Origin of the sequence: uncultured Methylobacterium sp. (assembly GCF_964244095.1) — a bacterium.
Classification (GTDB): domain Bacteria; phylum Pseudomonadota; class Alphaproteobacteria; order Rhizobiales; family Beijerinckiaceae; genus Methylobacterium.
This window is the reverse complement of record NZ_CAXTHR010000008.1, coordinates 45,266-55,428: the sequence shown is the minus strand read 5'-3', so window position 1 is coordinate 55,428 and position 10,163 is coordinate 45,266. Positions and strand designations below refer to the sequence as shown.

Below are 10,163 nucleotides of genomic sequence, written 5' to 3'. Positions count from 1 at the left end.
GTGCTGCTCTGCCTCGACGAGCCGGCCGCCGGCCTCAACCCGCGCGAGAGCGGAGAGCTGAACGCGCTCCTGCGCGACATCCGCGACGCGCACGATACCTCGGTTCTCCTGATCGAGCACGACATGTCGGTGGTGATGGAGATCTCCGACCACGTCGTCGTGCTCGATTACGGCGTGAAGATCGCCGACGGCACGCCGGGCGCCGTGCGCGCCGACCCGAAGGTGATCGCCGCCTATCTCGGCGTCGAGGACGAGGAGGTCGAGGCGGTCGATGCCGAGGTCGGCCTCGCCGTGACCCACCTGGAGGTCGAGGCTTGAGCACGGGGATGAAAGCGTGAGCGTCGCCGGCATCAACGTCCTCGTCGAGGAGACCCGCGCCCTCGCGGCCGGGAAGGCCGGGGCGAAGACGACGCTGCTCTCGGTGCGCGGCGTCTCGACCTACTACGGCAGCGTCGCGGCGTTGCGCGGCGTCGACCTCGACGTGAGCGAGGGCGAGATCGTCACGCTTATCGGCGCGAACGGGGCCGGCAAGTCGACCCTGATGATGACAATCTTCGGCGCGCCCCAGGCCAGGGCGGGCACGATCACCTACGACGGCCGCGACATCACCCGGATGCCGACCCACGCGATCGCACGCCTTGCCATCGCGCAGTCGCCGGAGGGGCGGCGCGTTTTTCCGCGCATGAGCGTCTACGAGAACCTGCAGATGGGCGCGGCGCTCCAGGCCGGCCAGCACTTCGCGCGGGACCTGGAGCGGGTCTGCGCCCTGTTCCCGCGCCTGAAGGAGCGCCTGACCCAGCGCGCCGGCACCATGTCCGGCGGCGAGCAGCAGATGCTCGCCATCGCCCGCGCGCTGATGAGCCGGCCGCGCCTGCTGCTGCTGGACGAGCCGTCGCTCGGGCTGGCGCCGCTGGTGGTGAAGGGCATCTTCGACGCGGTGCGCGACCTCAACCGGCAGGACGGCATGACGATCTTCCTCGTCGAGCAGAACGCCTACCACGCGCTGAAGCTCGCCCACCGCGGCTACGTGCTCGTCAACGGGCGCATCACCATGAGCGGCACGGGCCGCGCGCTGCTCGCCGACCCTGCGATCAAGGCCGCCTACCTCGAGGGCGGCCACGCCGCCCCGGCGGAGGTGTGAGCGATGCAAGGGTTGATCTACGAGGAGGATGCGATCGGCCTGTTCCTCCTCGTCACCGTGGCGATGGGCGGCTGGGCCGGGTGGATGGCGGCGCGCGGGCTGGCCAAGGCGTGGCGGCCGTTCTGGCAGATCGTGCCGGCGCTGCTGGCCGTCGCGGCGGTGGTGCGCTTCATCCACTTCGCGCTGTTTAACGGCACGCTCGCGTCGCCGCACTACTATGCGGTCGATGCCGTCGTCGTCATGATCGTCGGCGCGGCGGGCTATCGCTGGACCCGGACGCGGCAGATGACGACGCAGTATCGCTGGCTCTACGAGCGGACCTCTCCGCTGACGTGGCGCGCTCGCGAAACGGCGCCGGGTGAGCCATGATCGCCGCCCGCACGCGGCGCGAAAGCACGATTCTTGCGCGGCGTGCGGTATCCGGAATCGGACAACGAAGGGGACAAGGGATGAGAGCGATACTTCTGGCGGGCCTCGCGCTCGGCATGATGGCCTACGGGCAGGCGCACGCCGCCGACATCAAGATCGGCGTCGCGGCACCGATCACCGGCCCGAACGCGGCCTTCGGCGCGCAGTTGAAGAACGGCACCACCCAGGCCGTCGAGGACATCAACAAGGCCGGCGGCATCAAGGGCCAGAAGCTCGTGCTCTCGTCCGGCGACGACGCCTCGGACCCCAAGCAGGGCGTGTCGGTGGCCAACAAGTTCGCCTCGGAAGGCGTGAAGATGGTGGTCGGCGACTTCAACTCCGGCGTCTCGATTCCGGCCTCCGACGTCTACCAGGACGCCGGCATCATCCAGATCACGCCGGCCTCGACCAACGTGAAGTTCACCGAGCGCGGGATGTGGAACACCTTCCGCACCTGCGGCCGCGACGACCAGCAGGGGGCGGTCGCCGGCGACTACCTCGCCGCCAAGTACAAGGGCAAGAAGATCGCCTTCGTCCACGACAAGACGCCCTACGGCAAGGGGCTGGCCGACGAGACCCTGAAGGCGCTGAAAGTCAAGGGCGGCAAGGACGTGCTCTACGAGGGCATCAACCCCGGCGAGAAGGACCTCTCCGCGCTGGTGTCGAAGCTCAAGCAGGCCAACATCGACATCGTCTACTACGGCGGCGTCTTCGCCGAGGCCGGCCTGCTGATCCGCCAGATGCGCGACCAGGGCCTGAAGGCCCCGCTGATGGGCGGCGACGGCATCGCCGACAAGGAGTTCGCGCAGATCGGCGGCCCCGGCACCGATGGCTCGCTGATGACCTTCGCCCCTGACGCGCGCAAGAACCCGGCGGCCAAGGATGCGGTCGCGGCCTTCAAGGCCAAGAACATCGACCCAGAGGCCTACACCCTCTACGCCTACGCCGCCGTCCAGATCCTGAAGAAGGCGATCGAGGAGACCGGCTCCACGGACGGCAAGAAGCTCGCCGACTACCTGCGCCAGGGCAAGCCGACGCCGACCGTGATCGGCGACATCGCCTACGACAAGAAGGGCGACATCACCCGGCCGGACTACGTCCTCTACGCCTGGAAGAAGAACGCCGCCGGCAACGTCGACTACACCGGCAACGAGATCGCCAAGTAGTTGCATCGCCAGGTAGCCGCATCGCGGCGCGCCCGAAACCGAGCCGCCCCGCACCCCGCGGGGCGGCTTTTTCCTGCCCGGAGCCCGAGACAGATTGGCGGCTTTGCAAGCAGATTCGATGCCGGTATCCGGAATTCCCATGCGTCCGCCCAGAAATCGTGCACACTGCGCGGAGCACGGGCGGACAACGCCCGGCTCCGACGGTTCGGATCGACATTCGGGTGGGATGCTTGAACGCCGAAATTTCGCAGGTGCCGGCCGTGCCGGACATCCCGCACGACCGGAGGACGATCCGGGCTTGCGGTCGCGCAAGCATGCCGCGCGCCGCGGCGCCGGCCGTCCGTGGCGGCCGGCCGGGCAGGGGGACCGGCATGTCCCCGGCAAATCCGCCAAGCTTGCACCCCATCCCGCCGATCCGGCACCATCATTGCAGAGGTGCGGTCACAGCCGGCCGCCCGCTGCGCGTCCACCACACGCCGCGATCGCTGCGGCCCGTTCCGGGAGTTTCGTCTTGACGCAATCCTATCTCGATCGTCGCGGGATCGTCGCTGGCCTCGCCTTCGGCGTCTCGCTGCTCGCCGCCGGCGCCCAGGCCGAGGAGCTCACCGGCACCCTGAAGAAGGTGAAGGAGACGGGCTCGATCACGATCAGCTACCGCAGCTCGTCCGTGCCGTTCTCCTACCTCGACGGCGACCAGAAGCCGGTCGGCTACGCGATGGAGATCTGCATGAAGATCGCCGACGCGGTGAAGGCGAGCCTCAAGCTCGACAAGATGGAGGTGAAGTTCAACCCGGTCGAGTCGGCAACCCGCATCCCCCTGATCGCCAACGGCACGATCGACCTCGAATGCGGCTCGACGACGAACAACCTCGACCGCCAGAAGCAGGCGGCCTTCACCAACACCCACTTCCTGACGGCGACGCGCTACGTCTCGAAGAAGGACGCCAAGCTCCACACCATCGACGACCTCAAGGGCAAGACCGTGGTCTCGACCTCGGGCACGACCAACATCAAGCAGATCAACGAGGCCAACACCGCAAAGAGCATGGGCCTGACGATCCTGCCGGCCAAGGACCACGCCGAGGCGTTCCTGATGGTCGAGACCGGCCGCGCCGTCGCCTTCGTGATGGACGATGTGCTGCTCGCCTCGCTGGTCGCCGGCTCGAAGACGCCGGACGCCTACGAGATCTCGACCGAGGCACTGTCGAAGCCCGAGCCCTACGGCATCATGCTGCGCAAGGACGACGCGCCGTTCAAGGCGGTGGCCGATGCCGCGACCAAGGCGCTCTACGAGAGCGCCGAGGGCAAGGCGCTCTACGCCAAGTGGTTCGAGAAGCCGATCCCGCCGCGGGGCATCAACCTCAAGCTCCCGATGAGCGAGGCGATGGCCAAGCAGTTCAAGAGCCCGAGCGACAGCGCCGATCCGGCCGTCTACTGACGTCCCGTCCGCGGGTCCCGGCGGGCAACGCCCGCCGGGACCCGAGACGCCGATCCAACGAAGAACGAGCGGTGAAGCGCGGGCGATGAACTACAACTGGAACTGGCGCATCTTCTTCGATGCCTCGCCCGAAGGCACCGGCAGCTACGCCGACATGCTGCTGTCGGGCCTCCTCTGGACGGTCGTCACGGCGCTCTGCTCCTGGGCCATCGCCTTCACCCTCGGATCGCTGATCGGCGTCATGCGCACCCTGCCGTCGAAGGCGGCCAACGCCGTCGGCACGGCCTACGTCGAGCTGTTCCGCAACATCCCCCTGCTCGTGCAGATGTTCCTGTGGTACTTCGTGCTGCCGGAACTGCTGCCGCAATCCTGGGGCAACGCGCTGAAGCAGTTGCCGAACGCGCCGTTCTACACCGGCGTGATCTGCCTCGGGTTCTTCACGGCGTCGCGCGTTGCCGAGCAGGTCCGCGCCGGCATCCAGTCGCTCCCGCGCGGCCAGCGGCTGGCCGGCACGGCGATGGGCTTCACGGTGGCGCAGACCTACCGCTACGTACTGTTGCCGAACGCCTACCGGGTCATCCTGCCGCCGATGACCTCGGAGTTCCTGAACAACCTTAAGAACACCTCCGTCGCGCTGACCATCGGCCTGCTCGAACTGACGGCGCGCGCGCGCTCGATGCAGGAATTCTCGTTCCAGGTGTTCGAGGCCTTCACCGCGGCGACGATCCTCTACGTCCTGATCAACCTCGTCGTCATCCTGCTCGCGTCTCTGCTCGAGCGCGGCGTGGCGGTTCCCGGGCAGCGTTGATGTTCTCGAACTTCGATTTCGGCGTCGTCTTCGGATCGCTGCCCTACCTGTTCGGCCAGGGCATGGTCTTCACCGTCACGCTGACGGCGCTCGCCGCCGGCATGGGCGTGGTGCTCGGCACATTGCTCGCGATGGCGCGGTTGTCGGGCGTGCCGGGCCTCAAGCACGTAGCCAAGGTCTACGTCGAGCTGATGCGCTCGCTGCCGCTCGTGCTGGTGATCTTCTGGTTCTACTTCCTGGTGCCGTATCTCGGCGCCTACGTCACCGGCGCCTCGCGGCCGATCCAGGTCGGCGCCTTCGCCTCGGCGCTGATCACCTTCACGCTGTTCGAGGCGGCCTACTTCTCCGAGATCATGCGCGCGGGCATCCAGTCGATCCCCAAGGGCCAGACCGGCGCGGCCTACGCGCTCGGCATGACCTACGCGCAGACGATGCTCACCGTCGTGCTGCCGCAGGCGTTCCGCAACATGCTGCCGCTGCTGCTGACCCAGACCATCGTCCTGTTCCAGGACACCTCGCTCGTCTACGTGCTCTCGCTCACCGACTTCCTCGGCGCCGCCTCGAAGATCGCCCAGCGCGACGGACGCCTCGTCGAGATGTACCTGTTCGCGGCGCTGGTCTACTTCGCCGTCTGCTTCTCGGCCTCGTTCCTGGTGCGGCGGCTCCAGAGCCGCGTCGCCATCATCCGCTGACGTCCGATCCTGAAGGGACCGCGCCATGACCTCGACGCCGATGCCGGCCCCGACCATCACGATCCCCGTCGCGCCCGCCTCCGTGGCGCCCGGCGATGCCGGCTTCCAGAAAGGGCCGCTCGCCGGCCCGCCGCCGGTCACCGCGACCGGCACGCCGATGATCGCCATCGACGGCGTCAGCAAATGGTACGGCGACTTCCAGGTGCTGACGAACTGCACCACGCAGGTCGCCAAGGGCGAGGTCGTCGTGGTGTGCGGCCCGTCGGGCTCGGGCAAGTCGACCCTGATCAAGTGCGTCAACGCCCTGGAGCCGATCCAGAAGGGCCAGATCACCGTCAACGACACCAAGGTCGTGGACAAGGCCACCGACCTGCCCAAGCTCCGCTCGCGGGTCGGCATGGTGTTCCAGCACTTCGAGCTGTTCCCGCACCTCTCGATCACCGAGAACCTCACGGTCGCCCAGCGCAAGGTGCTCGGCCGCTCGAAGGAGGAGGCGCACCAGCGCGGCCTCGACCTGCTGGCGCGGGTCGGGCTCTCGGCGCACGCCAAGAAATTTCCCGGCCAGCTCTCCGGCGGCCAGCAGCAGCGCGTCGCGATCGCCCGCGCGCTGGCCATGAACCCGGTGGTGATGCTGTTCGACGAGCCGACCTCGGCGCTCGACCCGGAGATGGTCGGCGAGGTGCTCGACGTGATGGTGCAACTGGCCAAGGAGGGCATGACCATGATGGTCGTGACCCACGAGATGGGTTTTGCCCGGAAAGTGGCCGACCGGGTGATCTTCATGGACCGCGGCGAGATCGTCGAGGATGCGCGCAAGGAGGACTTCTTCGGCCAGCCGCGCAGCGAGCGCGCGCAGCAGTTTTTGTCGAAGATCCTGCAGCACTGACCGAAGGTTAGCCGGACCTGTTGCCGCAATCCCTGTGGCGCGCTCGTCCCTCTCGCTTCTGCGGGAGAGGGTGGCCCGCGAAGCGGGTCGGGAGAGGGGAGCGACGCTTCCAGATAGCGCGCTTCCCTCTCCCGACCCTCGCTCACGCGAGGGCCATCCTCCTCCGCAGAGGGGGGAGGGAGGGCGCGTCGGGGACATCGGTCGGCGTGCCCAACTTGGACCGCCTCCCGCAGTGAACCCGGCGAAAACTACGTCCCCGTCCCGTCGTGCCCTGCGATCAAGGCCTCCACGGGCTTGCGCCACGTCGAGGGCTGGTCGTCGGACCCCGAGCCCAGCGGGCATTGCACCATCACGCTGTCGCTCCAGCGGCCGTACTTGTAGCCGACCGCGGGCAGGTGACCGACGCGGACGAAGCCGCAGGCCTCGTGCAGGCCCAGGGACGCGGCGTTCTCGGAATCGATGTAGCCGATCATCTGGCGGTAGCCGCCGGCGGCGCAGGCCTCGATCAGCGCCGGCAGCAGGCGGCGGCCAATCCCGGCATGCAGGTGTTCGGGGTGGACGTAGATCGAGTGCTTGAGGGTGTAGCGGTAGGCCGGGCGCTTGCGGAACGGCACGGCGTAGGCGTAGCCCGCCACCATCCCGTTCCGGTCGGCGACGAGGTGCGGGAGCCGGTGCTTGCGCATCGCCTTGCGCCGACGCCGGAGGTCGTCGGGAAACAGCCGCTCCTCCTCGTACTCGCCGACATCGCCGACGCCGCGGCGGATGTGGTGCTCGTAGATCGCCACCATCGCGGCGACGTCCGCGTCGGAAGAGGGACGGATCACGATGTCGGCGCAGGCCGCGGCGGCCGCCAACACGTCCTCCATCAGCGCGCCTCGCGCATGACGTAGGTGTGGAATCGGATCTGACCGTCCGCCTCGACCTGCCGGTAGACGCCCTGGATCTCGGCCTCGAAGCCGGGAAACAGGTTGGCGGAGGCCTCGAACATCTTAAAGTAGTCCAGCATGGGTTTCGCTCGCGCGTCGATCCGCTCGCCCGGCAGCACCGTGCCGATGCCCGGCGGGTAGACCAGAAGCAAGGTCGTCGCCACGCGGCCCTCGGCTTCCGCGATCGGCACGAAGTCGACGTGGTTGCGCGTCAGCATCTGCGCCGCGGCTTTCGGCAGCATTACCATCTCGGGCAGGTGGCCCGGCTCGAACTGCTTGCGCTGGAGGGCGCTGGTGCCGGCCTCGCGGTGGAAGGCGTGCAGGTCGGCGCAGAGGTCGCGCAGGCGCACGCCCCGGTAGCGGTTCGGGCGGCGGCGCACGAAGTCCGGCATCGCGTCGTCGAGCAGCACGTTGTCGTCGTGCAGGCGCTTGAAGGCGACGAGCCCCGAGATCAGCGTGCCGGCTTTTGAGGATTCGACGCCGGGGGTGAGCAGGAAGAGCAGCGAGTTGAGGTCGTTCTTCTCAGCTACGATCCGGTTCTCGCGCAGGTACTGCGCGACGATCGGGGCGGGCACGCCGTGATCGGCGTATGTGCCGGTCGCGCGGTCGAAGCCGGGGGTGAGCACGGTGAGCTTGTTCGGGTCGGTCATCGCGTAGCCCGGCGCCGAGTCCGGGCCGACATGGGTGAAGCCGTGCCAGCGCGCGCCGGGCGCCAGCGCCCAATGCCTCGGGTCGGAGGCGAGCGCGTCGGTGGACAGGCTCTCCCACGGCACCTCGGCGCCGTCCGGGCCGGTCGTCACGTCGGGGACGAAGGGATCGAAGAACCAGCGCCGGCCCGGGTCGGCCTCCTTCTCCTCGAACTCGCGGCGGATGGCGCGGACCTTCTTGCGCCATTCGATCCCGAGGCGGATCGTGTCGTCCCACAGGATCATGCCGGAGCGGCCCTTCATCATCTGCGCGCCGACGTCGAGGGAGGCGAACAGGGGATAGAACGGCGACGTGGAGGCGTGGACGAGGAAGCTCTCGTTGAGGCGGCGGTGCTCGACGCGCCGCGTCTGCCCGCGGATGTGGGCGTCCTTGGTGTGGATCTGCGAGGCTTGGCTGAAGCTCGCGAGCTGCTTGTGGGTCGATTGCGTGGCGATGATGCCGGGCGAGGTCGCGTCGAGACCCTTCAGCCCCATGGCGAAGCGGCCGGCGTAGAGCGGGTGGAACTTCATGAAGCCGGCCCAGGCCTCGTCGAACAGGATGTAGTCGCACAGGTGCCCGATCCGGGCGACGATCCCTTGCGCGTCGTGGATCGTGCCGTCGTAGGTGCACTGCTCGATCACCGCGACGCGGAACGGCCGCTCGCGCCGCCATGCGTCGGCGTCCTCCACGAGCGGATTGCGCCGGATCTTCTCGCGGATCGCGGCCTCGTCCAGGGCCTCGTGGTAGATCGGGCCGATCAGCCCGTGGGCGTTGCGGTCGGTCTCCAGGAAGATCGGGATGCCGCCGGCGAGCATCAGCGCGCCGTGGTGGGCGGCCTTGTGGTTGTTGCGGTCGAACAGCACGAGGTCGCCCTCGGCCACCAGGGACCCCAGCACGATCTTGTTCGAGGCCGAGGTGCCGTTGAGGACGAAGTAGGTCTTTTCCGCCCCGAAGATGATCGCGGCCTCCTTCTGCGCCCTCAGCGCCGGCCCTTCGTGGGTCAGGAGGTCGCCGAGGTCGAGAACCGAATTGTCCAGATCATCGCGAAAAATCGCTTCGCCGAGGTGCTCGACGAAGATGCGGCCGATCGGCGAGCGATTGTAGAAGATGCCGCCGTTGTGACCCGGGCAGGTCCAGAGCTGGTTGCCCTTCTCGGCATAGTCGACGAGCGCGCCGAAGAACGGCGTCTTCAGGGTCTCGGCGTATTGCGTCACCCGGCTCACCAGCCCGCGGGCGATGAACTCGGGCGTCTCCTCGGCGAGGAAGATGTAGCCGTCGATGAAGTCGAGCAGTTCGACGGGTATGTCCTCCAGGCGCTTGCGGCGGACCAGGATGACGATCGGCATCTCGAGGCCGCGCCGGCGCATCATGTCGATCAGCGCCGCCGCCCTGCCGTCCAGCCCGCGCTTGCCCCAATCGACCACCATGCAGCCGATGGCGGCGTCGGTCTGGACGGCGATCGCCGCGTCCTCGACGCGCCGCGCCCGGATCACCTCGAAGCCCCGCCCCTCGACCGCCTTCACGATCTGGGCGACGCGCACGCCCTCCAGGTCGTCCGGGTCGAAGGCCGGCGCGCACATCAGCACGGTGAAGCGGCGGTGAAAATCCATGGCGGGCCTCTGCCTGGCGGTTGGGCGCACCCGTGCGGCGCGTTCGTGACGGTTGGATGACGACGCGGAAGCTCGGCCCATGCGCGAGCGCGCCGCCCGTATCGCCACGGCTCGCCCGGCCGTCCGCCGCGAAGCGTCGCCGACGACCGGAGCGGCGCAGGGTTGCGGCGCCGCGTCCTTCTCAAGCCATCGCGGATCGGCAGGAAAAACGGAATCCGCAGCACGGCGACGCAGTCCCATGCGCTATGCTGCCGGCTCACGTGCGACGGCGCACGATCTATGCGTCCAACGCATTTTTGCAATGCACAAAACCGAGCTGTGCAGCGCAACATGGATCGGCCATCGTGCGGTCTCCCGGTGCAACCGGCTCTCCGTCCGGACACGCCCGGCGGACAGGTACC

The 10,163-nt window shown here is 68.2% G+C and carries 9 protein-coding genes and 1 pseudogene; 8 read left to right on the top strand and 2 right to left on the bottom strand.

Annotation, left to right across the window (positions count from 1 at the left end; all coding sequences use genetic code 11):
- The 8 genes and pseudogenes from ACFE86_RS02845 to ACFE86_RS02810 form a co-directional block, all read left to right on the top strand.
- A pseudogene (locus tag ACFE86_RS02845) lies at positions 1–318 on the top strand (ABC transporter ATP-binding protein); the annotation flags it as partial.
- A 16-nt stretch (positions 319–334) separates the two neighbouring features.
- Positions 335–1,141, top strand: coding sequence for an ABC transporter ATP-binding protein (locus tag ACFE86_RS02840; protein ID WP_375453815.1), 807 nt, complete (start codon positions 335–337; stop codon positions 1,139–1,141).
- A 3-nt stretch (positions 1,142–1,144) separates the two neighbouring features.
- Positions 1,145–1,510 carry a DUF6867 family protein gene (locus tag ACFE86_RS02835; RefSeq protein WP_375453814.1) on the top strand — a complete coding sequence of 122 codons (366 nt, stop codon included), beginning with the start codon at positions 1,145–1,147 and terminating at the stop codon, positions 1,508–1,510.
- 80 nt (positions 1,511–1,590) lie between these two features.
- Positions 1,591–2,715, top strand: a complete 1,125-nt coding sequence (locus ACFE86_RS02830) for a branched-chain amino acid ABC transporter substrate-binding protein (protein ID WP_375453813.1) — start codon at positions 1,591–1,593, stop codon at positions 2,713–2,715.
- Positions 2,716–3,256: 541 nt separating this feature from the next.
- The gene (locus ACFE86_RS02825) at positions 3,257–4,153 is read left to right on the top strand and encodes an amino acid ABC transporter substrate-binding protein (protein WP_375453819.1); all 897 of its coding nucleotides are present in this window, start codon (positions 3,257–3,259) and stop codon (positions 4,151–4,153) included.
- Between the two features lie 85 nt (positions 4,154–4,238).
- Positions 4,239–4,961: an amino acid ABC transporter permease gene (locus ACFE86_RS02820; protein ID WP_375453812.1), complete on the top strand. Its 723-nt coding sequence runs from the start codon at positions 4,239–4,241 to the stop codon at positions 4,959–4,961.
- Entirely contained in the window at positions 4,961–5,653 is a 693-nt protein-coding gene (locus ACFE86_RS02815; protein WP_375453811.1) for an amino acid ABC transporter permease, read from the top strand. The genes ACFE86_RS02820 and ACFE86_RS02815 overlap by 1 nt, the downstream gene beginning before the upstream one ends.
- A gap of 157 nt (positions 5,654–5,810) precedes the next feature.
- Complete coding sequence (locus ACFE86_RS02810) at positions 5,811–6,539, top strand: amino acid ABC transporter ATP-binding protein (RefSeq protein WP_375453818.1); 729 nt, start codon at positions 5,811–5,813, stop codon at positions 6,537–6,539.
- A 248-nt stretch (positions 6,540–6,787) separates the two neighbouring features.
- Here ACFE86_RS02810 and ACFE86_RS02805 read toward each other — a convergent pair whose 3' ends face one another.
- Complete coding sequence (locus tag ACFE86_RS02805; RefSeq protein WP_375453810.1) at positions 6,788–7,405, bottom strand: GNAT family N-acetyltransferase; 618 nt, start codon at positions 7,403–7,405, stop codon at positions 6,788–6,790.
- Entirely contained in the window at positions 7,405–9,762 is a 2,358-nt protein-coding gene (locus tag ACFE86_RS02800) for an Orn/Lys/Arg decarboxylase N-terminal domain-containing protein (RefSeq protein ID WP_375453809.1), read from the bottom strand. The genes ACFE86_RS02805 and ACFE86_RS02800 overlap by 1 nt, the downstream gene beginning before the upstream one ends.
- Between the last annotated feature and the right edge of the window lie 401 nt (positions 9,763–10,163).

What these genes read in the sequence shown, in the direction of transcription:
- ACFE86_RS02810 (WP_375453818.1), top strand. Translation starts at nt 5,811, where the DNA reads ATGATCGCCATCGACGGCGTCAGCAAATGGTACGGCGACTTCCAGGTG.
- ACFE86_RS02815 (WP_375453811.1), top strand. Translation starts at nt 4,961, where the DNA reads ATGTTCTCGAACTTCGATTTCGGCGTCGTCTTCGGATCGCTGCCCTAC.
- ACFE86_RS02820 (WP_375453812.1), top strand. Translation starts at nt 4,239, where the DNA reads ATGAACTACAACTGGAACTGGCGCATCTTCTTCGATGCCTCGCCCGAA.
- ACFE86_RS02805 (WP_375453810.1), bottom strand. Translation starts at nt 7,405, where the DNA reads ATGGAGGACGTGTTGGCGGCCGCCGCGGCCTGCGCCGACATCGTGATC.
- ACFE86_RS02830 (WP_375453813.1), top strand. Translation starts at nt 1,591, where the DNA reads ATGAGAGCGATACTTCTGGCGGGCCTCGCGCTCGGCATGATGGCCTAC.
- ACFE86_RS02800 (WP_375453809.1), bottom strand. Translation starts at nt 9,762, where the DNA reads ATGGATTTTCACCGCCGCTTCACCGTGCTGATGTGCGCGCCGGCCTTC.
- ACFE86_RS02835 (WP_375453814.1), top strand. Translation starts at nt 1,145, where the DNA reads ATGCAAGGGTTGATCTACGAGGAGGATGCGATCGGCCTGTTCCTCCTC.